Annotated in this window: 14 protein-coding genes; 2 read left to right on the forward strand and 12 right to left on the reverse strand. The window is 65.1% G+C overall.

Annotation, left to right across the window (positions count from 1 at the left end; translation table 11 throughout):
- Window positions 1-188: 188 nt before the first annotated feature.
- From smc to ccmA, 10 genes are all read right to left on the reverse strand, one after another.
- Complete coding sequence (gene smc, locus ACJJV2_RS15215; RefSeq protein ID WP_405282041.1) at window positions 189-3,710, reverse strand: chromosome segregation protein SMC; 3,522 nt, start codon at window positions 3,708-3,710, stop codon at window positions 189-191.
- Window positions 3,711-3,990: 280 nt separating this feature from the next.
- Window positions 3,991-5,358, reverse strand: coding sequence for a c-type cytochrome biogenesis protein CcmI (ccmI, locus tag ACJJV2_RS15220; RefSeq protein WP_405282043.1), 1,368 nt, complete (start codon window positions 5,356-5,358; stop codon window positions 3,991-3,993).
- On the reverse strand, window positions 5,355-5,918 hold the full coding sequence (locus ACJJV2_RS15225) for a cytochrome c-type biogenesis protein CcmH (protein WP_405282045.1): 564 nt from the start codon (window positions 5,916-5,918) through the stop codon (window positions 5,355-5,357). The genes ccmI and ACJJV2_RS15225 overlap by 4 nt, the downstream gene beginning before the upstream one ends.
- Window positions 5,915-6,493, reverse strand: coding sequence for a DsbE family thiol:disulfide interchange protein (locus tag ACJJV2_RS15230; protein WP_405282046.1), 579 nt, complete (start codon window positions 6,491-6,493; stop codon window positions 5,915-5,917). Before ACJJV2_RS15230 ends, ACJJV2_RS15225 begins: the two co-directional genes overlap by 4 nt.
- Window positions 6,490-8,490, reverse strand: a complete 2,001-nt coding sequence (locus ACJJV2_RS15235) for a heme lyase CcmF/NrfE family subunit (protein ID WP_405282251.1) — start codon at window positions 8,488-8,490, stop codon at window positions 6,490-6,492. Before ACJJV2_RS15235 ends, ACJJV2_RS15230 begins: the two co-directional genes overlap by 4 nt.
- Window positions 8,490-8,996, reverse strand: coding sequence for a cytochrome c maturation protein CcmE (ccmE, locus tag ACJJV2_RS15240; protein WP_175089946.1), 507 nt, complete (start codon window positions 8,994-8,996; stop codon window positions 8,490-8,492). The genes ACJJV2_RS15235 and ccmE overlap by 1 nt, the downstream gene beginning before the upstream one ends.
- A gap of 81 nt (window positions 8,997-9,077) precedes the next feature.
- Window positions 9,078-9,344: a heme exporter protein CcmD gene (gene ccmD / locus ACJJV2_RS15245; protein ID WP_405282048.1), complete on the reverse strand. Its 267-nt coding sequence runs from the start codon at window positions 9,342-9,344 to the stop codon at window positions 9,078-9,080.
- Entirely contained in the window at window positions 9,341-10,108 is a 768-nt protein-coding gene (locus ACJJV2_RS15250; protein WP_405282253.1) for a heme ABC transporter permease, read from the reverse strand. The genes ccmD and ACJJV2_RS15250 overlap by 4 nt, the downstream gene beginning before the upstream one ends.
- A 165-nt stretch (window positions 10,109-10,273) precedes the next feature.
- Entirely contained in the window at window positions 10,274-10,996 is a 723-nt protein-coding gene (gene ccmB, locus ACJJV2_RS15255) for a heme exporter protein CcmB (protein ID WP_043333704.1), read from the reverse strand.
- Entirely contained in the window at window positions 10,993-11,784 is a 792-nt protein-coding gene (ccmA, locus tag ACJJV2_RS15260; RefSeq protein ID WP_405282050.1) for a cytochrome c biogenesis heme-transporting ATPase CcmA, read from the reverse strand. Before ccmA ends, ccmB begins: the two co-directional genes overlap by 4 nt.
- Window positions 11,785-12,259: 475 nt before the next feature.
- Between ccmA and ACJJV2_RS15265 the strand changes: the two genes are divergently transcribed.
- Together ACJJV2_RS15265 and ACJJV2_RS15270 are read left to right on the forward strand one after the other, a co-directional pair.
- A complete protein-coding gene (locus ACJJV2_RS15265) occupies window positions 12,260-12,736 on the forward strand; it encodes a LexA family transcriptional regulator (RefSeq protein ID WP_043333703.1) in 477 nt (158 codons plus the stop codon).
- A gap of 26 nt (window positions 12,737-12,762) precedes the next feature.
- Window positions 12,763-13,389, forward strand: coding sequence for a YigZ family protein (locus ACJJV2_RS15270; protein WP_317292573.1), 627 nt, complete (start codon window positions 12,763-12,765; stop codon window positions 13,387-13,389).
- A gap of 110 nt (window positions 13,390-13,499) precedes the next feature.
- On the opposite strand, the gene ACJJV2_RS15275 is transcribed toward ACJJV2_RS15270, so the two are convergent.
- Entirely contained in the window at window positions 13,500-14,129 is a 630-nt protein-coding gene (locus tag ACJJV2_RS15275; RefSeq protein WP_043333701.1) for an FMN-dependent NADH-azoreductase, read from the reverse strand.
- A gap of 153 nt (window positions 14,130-14,282) precedes the next feature.
- Window positions 14,283-15,263, reverse strand: a complete 981-nt coding sequence (locus ACJJV2_RS15280) for an MliC family protein (RefSeq protein WP_405282052.1) — start codon at window positions 15,261-15,263, stop codon at window positions 14,283-14,285.
- Window positions 15,264-15,756 lie beyond the last annotated feature (493 nt).

Raw genomic sequence — 15,756 nt, forward strand, 5'->3', positions numbered from 1 at the left:
TTTTCGAATGTCAATCCTGTGGTGGTGACCTGCGCAATCGCCCTTCAATTATCCCTGACTGACACTATGACGCAAACTCGTAGTGCTTTCGATCTCTAGATGCAACACGATCTTGCCAACTAGGCCACCAAGGCGGCCACTGGCTACCGCGCCGGAGGATGACCTTGCCCTCCTGAACGGCTTTTCCCTCACGCTTCGGCAAGCACGGCAGCTTCTTCTATCCCTACAGAGACAAGGCGCGAGACGCCGGGTTCCTGCATGGTGACACCCATCAGCCGATCTGCCGCTTCCATGGCGATCTTGTTATGGGTGATATAGATGAACTGTACGCTTTCCGACATCTCCTTCACCAGCCTCGCATAGCGTCCGACGTTGGCATCATCCAGCGGTGCATCCACCTCATCGAGCATGCAGAACGGGGCCGGATTGAGCTGGAAGATGGCGAAGACCAGCGCCAGTGCCGTCAGTGCCTTCTCGCCGCCTGACAGCAGGTGAATGGTGGAGTTTTTCTTGCCCGGTGGCCGCGCCATGATCGCGACTCCCGTCTCCAGCAAATCATCACCAGTCAGCGTCAACCATGCGGTTCCGCCCCCGAAGATCTTGGGGAAAAGCGCCTGGATTCCGGCATTGACCTTGTCGAAGGTGTCCTTGAAGCGCACCCGTGTTTCCTGGTCAATCTTGCGGATGGCGCGCTCGAGGGTCTCCAGCGCTTCGCTCAGCTCGGCATGCTGGGCTTCCAGATAGTTGCGACGCTCGGCCTGCTGGTCGTATTCCTCGATGGCCGCCAGGTTGATGGCCCCCAGCCGCTTGATGCGTTCGCCGATCTGCTCGAGGTTGTGGCTCCAGGCCGATTCGGTGGCATTGGGGTCCAGCTCGTCCTCGAGCTGCGCGATCGCCGCCTCGTCATAGCCCAGTTCCACCAGTTGCTCGTCCTGCGCATCGCCCTTGAGGGTCAGCGCCTGCACCTGCATGCGGCCTTCCTCGAGGCGCTGGCGAATCCCCTCGAGATTGCGCTCATGAGTCTGGCGCGCCTGTTCCGCCTGTCGCATCTGTTCGACCAATTCATGAGTCTTGTCACGACAGGCGTTGAGCTTGGTTTCCTGATACAGACGCGTCTCGAGCAGCATCTCGAGCTTTTCGCGCTCTTCTTCCTGCGGCAGTGAGGCCTCTTCGCGGCTGGCCTCGAGCATCTCGATGCGCTCGGCGAGCTTCTCGCGCTGCTCGACGGCTCGCATGCGCTGGCCCTGCATGCCATCACGCTCGGTGGTCAGGCGCTGACGCTCCATGTCGAGGCGGTTGACCTGCTCACGCGCGGGCGCCAGCTGGGCACGCAGCCCGGCCAGCGCCTCCTGATGTTCGCGCCGTGAACGCTCCAGCGACTCGCGCGACTGGGCATTGTTCTCGACCGCCTCCAATGCCTGCTGCCAGCGCTCGCGCGCCTCCTCCAGCGTCAGGGCCTGAGTCTCGCGCGTTTCCGCCAGCTGCTCGAGCTCCTCATCCAGCTCACGAGCGCGACCATCGACATGCTCCAGGCGGCTGGCGATGCCGGCCTCCTTGAGACTGAGTTCACGCTGACGCTCGCCCAGCTCACGCTCTTCGACGCGCAGATGCTCGAGCTGCTGCTCGGCGCCGGCAATCTGTTCGGCGGCTGCGGCCAGTCGCGTCTCGATCTCCTCGAGACGCTCATCCAGTGACTCGAGCTCCAGCACGACCTGCTCGAGGCGCGCCCGCTGGGCGATGACGCTATCGGCACGTTCACCGGCCACCTGACGGCGGCTCCAGCCCTGCCCCAACCACAGACCATCCGGCGTCAGCACGCTCTCGTGCGCGGCCAGCGAATCACGCCTGGCCCAGGCGGCTGCCTGCGACTCGACACAGTGGATGCTGGCCAGCCAGCCGGCCAGGGCATCCGCGCCACTCACCTGCGCCGCCAGAGTGCCGGCGGGGCGGGTTGCCGCGCTGGACGCCGGCGTGCCATCGACCAGCAACAGCTCGCCGCCGGGCAGCTCATCCATCAGCGTGGCCAGACGCGACGGCTCGCTCGCCGCCAGGCGCGCCTTGAGGAAGGGGCCCAGCACCCAGGCACTGGCCGATTCCCAGCCCTCGGCGACCTCGAGCCCCTCGGCCAGCGCCGGGGTCTCGGCGAGCCCGTGCTGCTCCAGATGGCTCGCCAGGCTGTCATCGTCGTCACGCAGCGCCGCGTCGATCAGTGCCTCAAGCGAGGCCTTCTCGCCCTGCAGAACGTTGCGACGCTGGCGCAGCTGATCACGCTCTCCATCCAGCGCCAGACGATCGGCCTGGGCCTGCTCACGGGCTTCACTGGCCTGCTCGCGGCGCGACTCCAGTGATTCGCCACTGAGCGACAATTCATCGAGCTGCTCGCGCAGCTCCTCGCGGGCTTCACGCAGCTCAGCGACATCCGGCAGCTCCGCCAGCTGCTGGCGACGGCGTTCACGCTGGCGCTCGGCGTCGGCGATGGCATTCTCGAGCTGCTGGATCTCGCTCTGGGCCCGTTCGGCACCACGCTGGGATTCGTTGTCGGCCTGACTGAAGCGCTCCCACTCACTCTGGCTGTCCTGGCGGCGCTCTTCGGCCTCCTCCAATGACAGCTCGAGCCCTTCGAGGGTCTCGCGGGCCAGCTCGAGTTCCGGGGCGATGTCTTCCAGACGCGCATCGATCATCTCGAGGCGCTCGCCGTCCTCACCCTCGACGCGCTGGATGTCGCTCAGCTCACGCCTGGCCATCTCGAGATCCGCCGCCAGCTGCTGCTCACGGGTGCGGGCGTGCTCGAGGCTCTGCTCGAGACGCGCGATCTGGGCACCGGTCTCATAGAAGGCGGCCTGATGGGTTTCCAGCTCTCCCGCCAGCTCGTCGTGCTGATAGCGCTGCTCTTCCAGCTGGCTCTCGCACTGACGCTGACCGAGAATCTCGCGCTCGACGCTGGTTTCCAGCTCCGCGACGCGTGACTGCTGCTCGCGCTGCTGCGCACGCAGGCCCCGCCGACGCAGCACGGCCAGCTCGCCCTTGAGGCGGTATTCGTCCTGTTTGAGGGTCTGATAGCGCTTGGCGGCCTCGGCCTGACGCTTGAGGCGCTCGAGCTGCTTGTCGAGCTCCTCACGCAGGTCATCCAGGCGCTCCATATTCTCCTGGGTGCGCTTCATGCGGTTCTCGGTCTCGCGGCGGCGCTCCTTGTACTTGGAGATGCCCGCGGCTTCCTCGAGGGTGCTGCGCAGGTCATCCGGGCGCGCCTCGATCAGCTGCGAGATCATGCCCTGACCGATGATGGAGTAGGAGCGCGGCCCGAGGCCGGTGCCGAGGAAGACGTCGGCGATATCACGCCGGCGGCACTTCTGGCCATTGAGGAAGTAGCCGGACTGGCCATCGCGCGTCACCAGACGCTTGACGGCGATCTCGGCATACTCGGACCAGGCGCCACCGAGGCTACCGTCGGCATTGTCGAAGGTCAGCTCGATGGAAGCCTGCCCCACCGGCTTGCGTCCGGTGGAGCCATTGAAGATGACATCCGTCATCGACTCGCCACGCAGATTCTTGGCGCTGGACTCGCCCATCACCCAGCGTACAGCATCGATGACGTTCGATTTCCCGCAGCCGTTGGGGCCGAGAATCGCCGTCATGTTGCTGTCGAAGGGCACGGTGACCGGATCGACGAAGGATTTGAAGCCGACCAGCTTGATCGATTTGAGCCGCATTGCGCCTGGCGCGTCCTTGAGTCTGGAGAAAGAAGGTCTGAAGAAACAACTTCTGGAGAAAGAAGCTCTGACGCAGGAAAACCTGAAATACCGCGGCGTCGCAGGCCTTTCGATAAGAGCCCGCACCGCCGCAAGGTAAACATGTCCTTACGACGAGACAGCCGGTCATCGAGGGTATTTTCGAAAAACCAGCGCGCAGTCTACCCAAAAGCGGCGATGGCCCCAACCGGCGCAATGACAAACGAAGCCGTCATCGCGCGGGCCAGGGGCCAATCGCGGCTTACTGAGTGATGCGGTGATCGATGCGCAGTGCCAGCGGCGCCTGTGATGAATCAGTGCCCTTCTCGTCATCGGCGTCAGCACTGCGCGTGACGATGACATTCTCGAGCTTGCCTTCGAGATCCCCCGGCTGGGCCGTCGGCTGCCCGGAAGCGGAGATACGCGCCACGAGCGTGACGCGCTCGGCCATCGAGAGCCGCGCCATCGGGGCCATGGCGTTGTCGTCCGACAGAGTGAGCGTCAGCGGCAGCTTGTCCGCGGTGGTGCGCACCACTGCCAGCGGCGGCAGCTTGCCTTCGCCATCGCGCGCCACGATGAACAGGGTCGCCGCTTCGGCACTGACCGGCAGCGCCGCCAGCTGCGCCTTGAGCGTCGGGTCCAGTGACACCTTGAGCGTCAGACGTGCGGCGCCCTCCTTGCTGTCCTGATCAGCCGCAGTGCTCTGATCCGCCGAGCCTTGATCTGGCGCGACCGAGTTGGCCAGGGCGACCGAGGCATCGACATCACCGGCACTGGCCATGCGCTGGCGTGCGGCCTTGATGCCTTCGCGCAGCGCCTTGGCGGCATCGGGATTCTCGAAGCCGGCAATTGCCTTGCGCCAGTAATCGATGGCCTCGGGATAGCGGGCATGGTCGAAGGCCTCGATCCCGAGCAGGCCGAGTACCGTCGGCTGACGCGGATCGGCCGCCAGCACTTCATCGACCAGCGTCTGGACCTCATCGGTCAGGGTGCGCTGGGCGGCGAAGAACTTGAGCTGCGCCAGCTGCGCGATCAGCGCAGGCACGCGGCCCTCGAGCGCGATCAACGTCTCGAGCGACTGCATGGCCTCATCGAGACGTCCGGCATCGCGGTAGAGCGGGAACAGCGCCATCCACACCTTGGCGTTGTCGGGCTGGGCCTCGGCCTCGGCGCGCAGCCGGGCGATGCGCGCCTCGAAGCTGACGGCATCATGGATCGGCGTGGCGGCAATCGCCTGCGCCAGCGCCAGGTCCCCGCTCGCGCCTTCGCGCTGATACCAGTAGAGCGAGCCCGCCACCATCGCCACCAGCAACACGGGCACCAGCACACGGCCACTGCTGGCCGCCTTGAGCGGAGAGCGCTTCAGGGATTCGGCGTCTTCCAACAGGCTGCGTTCCAGCTCGACCCGCCCTTCCGCCAGCGCCGTGTCATCCAGCTCGCCGCGCGCATGGCCGCGCTCCAGCGAGGCCAGTCGACGCCGATAGACACGCACGTTCTCGGCGCCGAGGCTGTCGTTGTCCTCGAACGCCTGCTGATCGGCATGCACGCGACGCGCCCGCCGCAACGGCAGCAACAGCAGCCAGCCGGCGGGAATCAACAGCACGGCAATCGCCAGCCATAACAGGATCATGAGCGCTCCTTGGCAGTGTGTTGCCCAGCGCCGGGTTGCTCATCACCAGGCTGCTCATCAATGGACTGGCGGTGCGTGGCAAGCAATGCCGACAGGCGCGCCTGCTCATCATCATCCAGCGCACGCACTCGCGCACGCCGCCGGGCGCGCACGATCAGGGTCACGACCAGCAGGCCGAGCAGAATCAAAACAGCCGGACCGCCCCACAGCAGCCAGGTGCGCCCATCGAGGCGCGGATTGTAGAGCACGTACTCGCCGAAGCGCGCGACCATGAAATTCTGGATCTCGCTGTCACTGCGGCCGTCCTTGAGCAGGTCCGCCACGTTCTGGCGCATGTCACCGGCGATGGGGGAGTCCGAGTCACCGATCGCCTGGTTCTGACACTTGGGGCAGCGCAGCGCGGCGGTCAGGCTGTCGTAGCGCTTCTGCAGCACCGGATTGTCGAACTGATGCATCTCGATGGCGGCCTGCGCCTTGCCGGCTGACAGCCAGGCAAGAAACATCAGCACCACCAGCGCCTGCACCAGCGGGATGGCGAAACTCCTGAGCACGGATTTCATGAGCTGGCCTCCTCATCGGGCGTGCTGGCGGCGTTAGTCGCGGGCTCCGCGATGCGCTCCAGCGTCGGCAGGATGACGTCGCGGACATCTTCGGGCCGGATGTAGCCGGTGTGGTGATAGCGGATCACACCCTCGGCATCGACCAGGAAGGTTTCCGGTGCCCCATAGACGCCGAGATCAAAGCCCAGCGTGCCGTCGGGATCGAACAGATTGACGCTGAACGGGTTGCCGAATTCCGCCAGGAACTGACGGCCCTTGGCGCGGGTGTCCTTGTAGTCGACGCCGACCATATGCACGCCGCGGCTGGCGAGATCCAGCAGCTGCGGCATCTCGTGCTTGCAGGTCGGGCACCACTCGCCCCAGACGTTGACGAGGCTGACCTGCCCCTTGAGCAGCGAGGCATCGAGGCGCGCCTGCGGATCACTCAAGGTGCTGAGCGAGAATTCGGGGAAGGGCCGCGACAGCAGCGCGGAGTCCCGTGCATAGGGGTCATCATCGAGGCGCTGGTAGAGGAAGGCACCCAGCCCCACCACGACCACCAGCGGCACGAACAGCACCAGACGACGAACATTCATGGGCGAGCCTCCTGCGTGGCGAGGGAGCGGGTGTCAGACGCCGTGCTGGCCTCGACACGGCGGCGATAACGGCGATCCAGCACGGCGATCACGCCGCCCGCCCCCATCAGCAGGGCGCCCAGCCACAGCCAGCGCACGAAGGGTTTGACCTGGATGCGTACCGCCCAGCTGTCGTCATCCAGCTTCTCGCCCATGGCGACGTAGAGGTCACGCGTGAAGCCGGCATCGAGCGCGGTCTCGGTCATCGGCATGCCGCTGGCCAGGAACAGACGCTTCTCGGGATGCAGTGTCGTCACCGCCTTGCCATCACGGCTGACCTCCACCGTGGCGCGGTCCGACAGGTAGTTGGGGCCGCGATATTCACCAAGCTCTGTCATTCGGAACTGATAGCCGCCCACGCTGACTTCCTTGCCCTGCACCATGCGCACGTTCTCGGCGACCTCGGTATTGGAGACCAGCGTCACGCCGACGATGGTCACCGCCAGCCCCAGATGCGCCAGCTGCATGCCCCAGTAGCTGGGCGTGAGGCGCTTGAGCCCCGCCCAGCGCCCCGCCTTCGAGGCACTCTTGTCCCACAGGTCGCGCAGCAGCGGCAGCACCACCCACAGCGCGATGACCAGCCCGAGCGCCACCGAGAAGCTCCACTCGATATCCAGCGTCAGCGGCAGCAGGCCGCCGATGACGAGTGCCGCGCTGCCGGCCAGCGCCAGACGATGCGTAAGCTCGCGCCCCGGCATCTGTTTCCAGCGCGAGGCTGGCCCGAGGCCCATGAAGGCACACAGCAGCGTGGTCAGCGGCACGAACAGCGCATTGAAGTACGGCGGGCCCACCGAGATCTTGCCCAGCCCCAGCGAATCCAGTACCAGCGGATAGAGGGTGCCCAGCAGCACGGTGACCATCATCACCAGCAGCACAAGATTGTTGACCAGCAGGAAGGCATCCCGCGATAGCCAGTGAAAGCCCAGCGTCGAACGCACGCGCGGCGCGCGCAGCGCGAACAGCAGCAGCGAGCCACCGACGGTGATGCCGAGCAGCACCAGAATGAACAGTCCGCGATCGGGGTCGCTGGCGAAGGCGTGCACCGAGGTCAGCACGCCGGAGCGCACCAGGAAGGTGCCCAGCAGTGACAGCGAGAAGGCGAAGATCGACAGCAGTACCGTCCAGCTCTTGAAGGCGCCGCGCTTCTCGGTGACCGCCAGCGAGTGGATCAGGGCGGTACCGGCCAGCCACGGCATCAAGGAGGCGTTCTCCACCGGGTCCCAGAACCACCAGCCGCCCCAGCCGAGCTCGTAGTAGGCCCACCAGCTGCCCAGCGCGATGCCGACGGTGAGGAAGGCCCAGGCGATGTTGGTCCAGGGGCGCGCCCAGCGTGCCCAGGCGGCATCGAGACGCCCGCCCATCAGTGCCGCCATCGCGAACGCGAACGCCACCGAGAAGCCCACGTAGCCCATGTAGAGCATCGGCGGATGGATGATCAGCCCGATGTCCTGCAGCAGCGGATTGAGGTCCGCGCCGTCAGCCGGCATGTCCGGCAGCAGGCGCGCGAAGGGATTGGAGGTCAGCAGCACGAAGGCCATGAAGCCGGTGGAGATCAGCCCCATGATGCCCAGCACCCGTGCCAGCATGTCGCGCGGCAGATGGCGCGCGCCCAGCGAGACGGCAAAGCCCCAGCCGGCCAGTATCAGGCTCCACAACAGCACAGAGCCCTCATGGCTGCCCCACACGGCGCTGAACTTGAAGTACCACGGCAGCTGGCTGTTGGAGTTGTTGGCGATATAGGCGACGCTGAAATCATCCAGCAGGAAGCTCGCGGTCAGGCAGGCATAGGCGATCAACACGAACAGGAACTGCCCCCAGGCCATCGGCTGGGCGAAGCTCATCCACAGCGGACGGCGCGTACTGGCCCCCGCCAGCGGCACGACCGCCTGCACACAGGCCAGACAGGCACCCAGAATCAGCGCGAAGTGGCCGATTTCCGGCAACAGTTGCGTCACCATCACGGGGTCTCCTGCGGATCGAGCGCGGCCTTGGCTGCGCTGCTGTCGCTGGTCAGGTTGCCCGTCCTGTTACCAGACACATCACGCCCGGAGGCCTTGAGTGCATCGGTCACCTCCGGCGGCATGTACTTCTCGTCATGCTTGGCCAGCACCTCGCTGGCCTCGAGATGCTCACCATCGAAGGTGCCCATCACCACCACGCCCTGCCCTTCACGGAACAGGTCCGGCAGGATGCCCTGATAATGCACCGTCACGTCATGATCGAAATCCGTGACGGTGAAGATAGCATCCAGCGTCTCGTTGTCGCGCCTGACACTGCCATCACGCACCATGCCGCCCGCACGGATCTGCCGCCCCTGGGGCGCTTCGCCGGTGGCGATCTGCGTCGGGGTATAGAAGGCGTTGATGTTGGCGCGCAGGGCATAGAGGGTCAGGCCCACCGCGAGGGCGGCCAGCAGCACGATGGCCGTGACGATATACAGGCGCTGCTTGCGTTTGGGAGTCATGGTCAGGGCTCGATCAGGGCAAGGGACGGTCAAGCCTCTCGCGGCCAGCGGGACAACCGCCGCGGGAGGGAGAAAACAGGTTCAATCACGAGAGCTGTGGCGCGAAACCTGATGTGACGAACGATGCGAAGCGCGGTGTGAAGCAGGGTGCGAAGAATGACGGGAAGCGTCACGGCGCAGGCGGCGACGGATATCCGCCTCCAGCGCGCGACGCGACAGCCGCGTGGCGATCACCAGCCCCACCAGACACGCCGCCGTCAGCCCCCAGGCCGACCACACATACAGCGCATGGCCGCCCATGGCGAAGAACTCGCTGACACTCGAGAAGGCAGTGCCCGGCAGGTTCATGGCTTGTCCCCTTCTGTCGCGACTACCGCAGCATCGGGGCGCGCACGCGAAGACGGACTCATCAGATCACGCACCCACTGCTTGCGACTCTCGCGCCTCAGCACCTCGACCCGCGTGCGCATCAGCACCAGCGCGCCGAACAGGGCGTAGAAGCCGATCACCATCATCAGCAAGGGAATCCACATGCTGGCCGGCATCGGCGGCGCTTCGCTGAGCGTGAAGGTGGCCGGTTGATGCAGTGTGCTCCACCAGTCCACCGAATACTTGATGATCGGGATGTTGACCATGCCGACCAGCGCCAGGATCGAGGCCGCGCGCGAACCGCTGTCACGGCTGGCGAAGGAGCCACGCAGCACGATCACGCCCAGATACAGGAACAGCTGGATCAGCATCGAGGTCAGCCGGGCATCCCAGATCCACCAGGTGCCCCAGGTGGGGATGCCCCACACCGAGCCGGAAAACAGCGCCAGCGCCGTCATCAGGGCACCGACGGGCGCGGCGGCCGTGGCGACCATGTCCGCCAGCTTGATCTTCCACACCAGGAAGATGAGCGCGCACACCGCCAGCAGCATGAAGCACGACTGGGCGAGAATCGCCGCCGGCACATGCACATAGATGATGCGGAAGCTGTTGCCCTGCTGGTAGTCGGCGGGCGCGAAGGCCAGCCCCCAGATACTGCCGGCCACCAGCGCGATGATCGCCAGGGCCCAGAGCCACGGCAGCCAGCGCTGGCTGGCCGCGAAGAAGGTCGCCGGTGCGCCCATGCGATGCAGCCACGGCCATAGCCCGCCCTTGCGGGGGCGAACCTTGCGGGCAGGCGCTTGAGGAGAGTCGGAGTCGGCGGTCACACGGGCCTCTTGTCAGGGGCAATGAAGAGCCTTGCGAATGCCCGAGAATGCTCGGGCAGCGTCATGCAGTTCTTGATCGGGCTAGCCATTGATGCTCAGCCTGAGTCCGGCGGCGATGGCGAGTGGCGCCAGCAGCAAGGCCAGCGCCAGCATCGCGCCCAGAATGGCCAGATGGGCCAGGCTGGGCATGCCGTTGACGGCGCTCTGTACGGCGCCGGCACCGAAGATCAGCACCGGAATGTACAGCGGCAGGATGATCAGCGAGAGCAGTACTCCGCCACGCCGCAGCCCCACCGTGAGTGCCGCACCGATCGCGCCGATCAATGACAGACTCATGCTGCCCAGCGCCAGCGAGGCGATCAACACGCCAAAGGCGCCGCTCGGCAGCCCCAGCATCACGCCCAGCAAGGGCGCCATCAGCGCCAGTGGCAGGCCGGTCAGCAGCCAGTGGCCTGCCACCTTGGCCAGCACCAGCAACGGCAATGGCTGCGGCGTCAGCAACAGTTGCTCGAGACTGCCGTCCTCCAGATCCTGCCGGAACAGACCATCCAGTGACAGCAGCGTCGCCAGCAACGCCGCCACCCACAACAGGCCCGGCGCCAGCGTCGCCAGCAGCGCCTTGTCCGGTGAGATGCCCAGCGGAAACAGCGTGATCACCAGGGCGAAGAACACCAGAGGATTGATCAGCTCACTGCGTCGGCGCAGCGCCTGACGCAGGTCGCGCGCGAGGGTCGCCTTGAAGGCACCGGCCAGCGAACTGGTGGGCGGGGCCTCGGGCAGTGCCGTCAGCAGCTCATGGTTCATGCCGAGGCGCCTTGTATCGAGGCTGTGTCTTTCCCGCCCACGCCCTGCTCTGAACCCTGCTCTAGCCCCTGTTCTAGCCCCTGTTCTGATCCCTGTTCGGCCTTCTCCCCTTCCTTCGCGCCCAGGCACAGGCGGCGCAAGCGCGAGGCCTGCGAGAAGCGATGATGAGTCGTCATCACCACGCTGCCCCCACGCTGGGCGTGAGCCAGCAGCAATGCCTCCAGCGCCTGAACGCCGTCACGATCGATGGCGGTGAAGGGCTCATCGAGCACCCACAGCCGGCGTGGCGTAAGGTGCAGCCGCGCCAGCGCGATACGTCGCTGCTGACCGGCGGACAGCTGCTGGGCAGGCACATCCTCGAAACCGGCCAGCCCCACGGCGTCCAGCGCTGCCCAGGCGAGCTCGCGGCGGGCCTCTGCCTTCGCCTGCGGTTGACCGCCAAGCGCCTGATACCAGGCAAGGTTTTCCATTGCGGTCAGGGTGCCCTTGATGCCGGGCTGGTGACCCAGATAGAGCAGTGAGCCCAGAAAGTCGTCACGCACCCGCGAGGTGGGCTGGCCGCGCCACAGCACCTCGCCCTCGTAGTCATGGAACTGACCGGACAGAATCTTGAGCAGGGTCGTCTTGCCACTGCCATTGGGGCCCTCGACCTGCAGAATCTCTCCCGCATGCAGCGAAAGATCCAGTCCCTCGAACAGCCAGCGTTCATCACGCTCACAGCCGAGCGCCACGACCGCCAACAGAGGCGGCGCGCTACAGACTTCATCGCTGGCAGGCAGGCTGGGCATCCCGGATTCTCGCGGCTGAGCCGTCGCGGAGTGCGACATCAAGGGCAGACCCCGTGGGGTCACTGCGAGCCATTCTACGAGCTGAGGTCGACACTGACCACCGAGCAGCCGATCGCCTGACCTCGCAGCCCCGCCATGACGGGCAGTCAAGCACTCGAGAAATATATCAGCGACATGTGGTGCACATTCATACGACACACTTTCGCTGGATTGGCGCTGGTCGATCCGCTCACCTCTTGCCACTTCGCGAGAGCTTGCTATGATGCAGGCACTGTATACAAAAACAGTATCCATACAGTACCTTCATCACACGCCTGCCGAGTGCAGGCACAGACTGATCGGGTCGGCTCAACGCGTTGTCAGCATGTTCGCGGAGCCTAGCAGGCGACAGATGAACTCAGCCTGACGACCCTCCACGCTGCACCGCAGGCCGACGCACCATCCGCGCCGACCGCACGGCATCAGGGGATAGCTCATGTCACGTCTTCACGCTCCGCACTACCTTCAGCGTCTTCACAACCTGCCGCTCAATGACCAGGCCTGGCAGGAAATCACCGCCAGCGACATGATGGATATCCCGCTGCTCGGCAACATCACCGCCGGCATGCCCATCGAAGCCATCGCCGACTGCGGTACGGTTGCCGTGCCGACGCGCATGGTGCGCCGCAATACCTACGCTCTGCGCGTGCGCGGCCATTCGATGATCAACTGCAATATCCATGATGGCGACATCATCATCATCGAACGCAGCGAAAGCGCCGAGAACGGCGAGACCGCCGTGGTGATGATCAATCAGCAGGAAGTGACGCTGAAGAAGCTGTATATCGAGAAGACCGGCGTGCGCCTGCAACCGGCCAACGACAGCATGGCCCCCATCTATCTCAAGAATGCCGATATCGAAGTGCTGGGCATGGTGATGGGCGTGGTGCGCGGCAATGCCGTCACTCACTGAGGGCGACGCTTTGGTAAGATGGTGCCATGACCTATCTGATACCGGCACTGGCGCCCGAGGCGCACCATGAACACAGCATCGAGATCGAGAAGAGCCGCTTCATCGCCTGGCTGGCCCATGCCCCGACGCCAGAAGGCATGACGCGGCTGCTGGCTCAGGCGCATCTCGCCCACCCCAACGCACGCCATCACTGCACGGCGTTCATCGCCGGGGCGCCCAATGAGCAGAACGCCATCGGCTTCTCCGATGATGGCGAGCCGGGCGGCACTGCTGGCAGGCCGATGTATCAGGTGCTCGAAGGCAGTGGCGTCGGCCAGGTGGCCTGCGTGGTGATCCGCTACTTCGGCGGCATCAAGCTGGGTACCGGTGGCCTGGCGCGCGCATACAGCCGCGCGGTGCTCGAGGGGCTCGAGCACCTGCCCACCACGACCTTCACACCGCGCACGCCCAGGCGCCTGAAAGTCGGCTTCGCCCATGAAGCCGATGTTCGCCACTGGTTGAGCGGCTACGATGTGCCGGTGGATGCCAGCGACTATGGTGCCGATGGCGTGGTGTTGACGGCGGGCTGGCCGCAAGGCGGCGCCCAGCCGCCGCTGGAAGAACTGCATGCGCGCCTCAAGGGAGCGCTGGAAGTGCTCGATTCCCGCGACTGATCTGCACCAGCGACTGACCGGCGCCAGCGATTCCCTTTGGCTGTGCACAAACACGAACGCCATCGCCACCCCTTGTCCGGGCGGCGATGGCGTTCGTGTTTTCACTTCTCTCAGCGGAACTGCAGGGCTTCCACCTGATTGGCGATGGCAGCCTTGGCCTCGGCCAGCGAGGCGGCCCGGGGCTCATCGCCCATGCTGAGGCCTTCGGCATACACGAAGTGCTGATCCGTGATACCCATCAGCCCGAGCATGGATTTCAGGTGCGGTGTCTGGGAATCCATTTCAGTGCCCGCGTACATGCCGCCACGCGCCGCCAGTACCAGCGCCTGCTTGCCTTCCAGCAGGCCCACCGGCCCTTTCTCGGTATAGCGGAAGGTCTCGCCGGCACGCAGCACCCGGTCGAACCACGCCTTCATCTGCGTCGGCAGGCCCAGATTGTAGAGCGGTGCCGCAACAACCAGCAGGTCTGCCGCTCTCAGCTCGGCCAGAAAACCATCGGAAAGTGCGGCGAGCTTGCGTTGCTCGGCGCTACGCTCATCCGCCGGCGTCATCCAGGCCTGCATTTCCGCGCCATCGAGATGCGGCAGGTCACGCTCGACCAGATCATGATGCGTCAGCTGAAATGGCTGCCCGGAGGCCTCGAGCGCACTGACGAAGGATGAGGCCAGCGCACGTGAATTGCCCTTGTCGGCGAACAGGGAAGCAGACACCAGCAGGACATTGAGCGAAGCTTTTGACATGTGGAGGGTCTCCATGAAAGTGAGGCGCGATCCTGTCGACGGTGTTCGACCCGATCCGCATGCACAGCATGATAAATGAACCATTCCACACGAAAAGCGACTTAAATCGCCCATATCATTCGAAAAAAGCGGACAATTAGTCAGTCGTCACCCTTATTCGACTGCCGACTGATAACGGAACGCCTCGCCACAGCCCTTCAATTCCTGTCCCGCAATCGTCAGGGTCGCCGTCAGCGGATAGGGCGCACCCTGCATGGAATCGAAGCAGGCACCCGGCGCGACCACCAGCTGCAATGGCTCGCCCTGCTTGCCGTCAGCCGGGAGTTGCGCCTTGAGCACACGACTATCATTTTCCTCGCGGGCGACCCGATAAGGCAGCTTGACCACCTGGACACCTGACGAGCGCGCGCCAGCCTCCGCCTCTGCAGAGCGCTCGGATGCCTGCGCCTCGTGCGGCGACTCGAGCAAGCTCTGCATGGCCGTCAGCGTCAGCAGGTTGTGCTCGCTGTCGAGACTGACCTGCCAGCCGGGCTCATTGCCCTGCGCCACCAACAGCGGCTTCTGCGTCGTCGGATGAATCACGCGCCGATCATCCTGCACACATTCCAGATTGCCGCGGGCATTCTGCAGCATCGCCTCGGAACCCTTGAACCACACCTCCAGCCCCACTTCACCGGGCAACACCTTCACACCACCAGACGCCTTCTCGGCCGGCGATGCACCGGCATTGGCCTGATAGCGCTCGCCCGAGGCACTGACGACCCGCTCCAGGGTATAGGCATGCCGGCGTGACCACAGTCGCAACCAGTCATGCGACGCCTCGGCGTCGCCTTCACTGAAGGCCATCAGCAGATCCTGCGCCGGAGTGCAGCGCCACACCTGATACTCACTCGCCCGGGGCGGTGGCAGAAAACTGGAGGGCAAGGTCACGGCAGCGGCCTTGCCCAGTGATTCCGCACTGGGCGGCGCAGGTTTCTTCGCCACCTCATGCACCACGGGGCCCGGGTCCTGCGCGGGGGCCGGCACCTTCAGCGGCGGCTGGCCAGCATCCGTCCCTGACGCGGCATCCTGACTCCACGGCAGGGAGGTACATCCCGCCAGCAGCAGGGGCACCGCCAGAGGCGACAGGCGCAAGCCCGCTCGACCGGCAGCGATCATCCCTGGCGTGAGGCTCGCGGCCCACCTATGGGGCAACGCACGGAAAATGACAAAAAGACGACAGCAATGACGTGACATGATGGACCCTCCCTGGGCATGTCGGACGACAAGATGCAGCGCAGCACTCTCGCGACGAGACACTGCGGCATGGCTGGACTTCAAGGCGGAGACGGCGGCCTTCCTGGCGCACCCTGCCAAAGTCTATCAAGCGCAGTGGGGCTTGTGGGGATGGGAATGCACTGAGGGTACAAGGCGCGTGCCCTGCCGGCCTTGCATGACACCCTCCGGCGCCCTTCGTGTTCCGCCGCCCCGAGTGATACGCCAATCGCCATGAATATGAGACAGTATCATGAGCGCTCTCGAGCAGACGCGCGTCACGGCGGTGGTCTGGCAGGGGGAGATCCCGCTGCCACTCCCCCACTGATCCAGTCACGCGGGAGTGATTGACCCGCTCGCGGCTTGCGCCAGG

The organism is Cobetia sp. Ld8, from assembly GCF_045066615.1.
GTDB lineage: Bacteria > Pseudomonadota > Gammaproteobacteria > Pseudomonadales > Halomonadaceae > Cobetia > Cobetia amphilecti.

Bases quoted from the DNA above. Each gene is read 5' to 3' on its own strand.
- ACJJV2_RS15275 (WP_043333701.1), bottom strand. From the start codon at position 14,129: ATGTCAAAAGCTTCGCTCAATGTCCTGCTGGTGTCTGCTTCCCTGTTC.
- ccmD (WP_405282048.1), bottom strand. From the start codon at position 9,344: ATGAACCTGCCGGGCACTGCCTTCTCGAGTGTCAGCGAGTTCTTCGCC.
- ACJJV2_RS15265 (WP_043333703.1), top strand. From the start codon at position 12,260: ATGTCACGTCTTCACGCTCCGCACTACCTTCAGCGTCTTCACAACCTG.
- ACJJV2_RS15230 (WP_405282046.1), bottom strand. From the start codon at position 6,493: ATGAATGTTCGTCGTCTGGTGCTGTTCGTGCCGCTGGTGGTCGTGGTG.
- smc (WP_405282041.1), bottom strand. From the start codon at position 3,710: ATGCGGCTCAAATCGATCAAGCTGGTCGGCTTCAAATCCTTCGTCGAT.
- ccmB (WP_043333704.1), bottom strand. From the start codon at position 10,996: ATGAACCATGAGCTGCTGACGGCACTGCCCGAGGCCCCGCCCACCAGT.
- ccmA (WP_405282050.1), bottom strand. From the start codon at position 11,784: ATGCCCAGCCTGCCTGCCAGCGATGAAGTCTGTAGCGCGCCGCCTCTG.
- ACJJV2_RS15250 (WP_405282253.1), bottom strand. From the start codon at position 10,108: ATGGGCGCACCGGCGACCTTCTTCGCGGCCAGCCAGCGCTGGCTGCCG.
- ACJJV2_RS15225 (WP_405282045.1), bottom strand. From the start codon at position 5,918: ATGAAATCCGTGCTCAGGAGTTTCGCCATCCCGCTGGTGCAGGCGCTG.
- ccmI (WP_405282043.1), bottom strand. From the start codon at position 5,358: ATGATCCTGTTATGGCTGGCGATTGCCGTGCTGTTGATTCCCGCCGGC.
- ACJJV2_RS15270 (WP_317292573.1), top strand. From the start codon at position 12,763: ATGACCTATCTGATACCGGCACTGGCGCCCGAGGCGCACCATGAACAC.
- ccmE (WP_175089946.1), bottom strand. From the start codon at position 8,996: ATGACTCCCAAACGCAAGCAGCGCCTGTATATCGTCACGGCCATCGTG.
- ACJJV2_RS15235 (WP_405282251.1), bottom strand. From the start codon at position 8,490: ATGGTGACGCAACTGTTGCCGGAAATCGGCCACTTCGCGCTGATTCTG.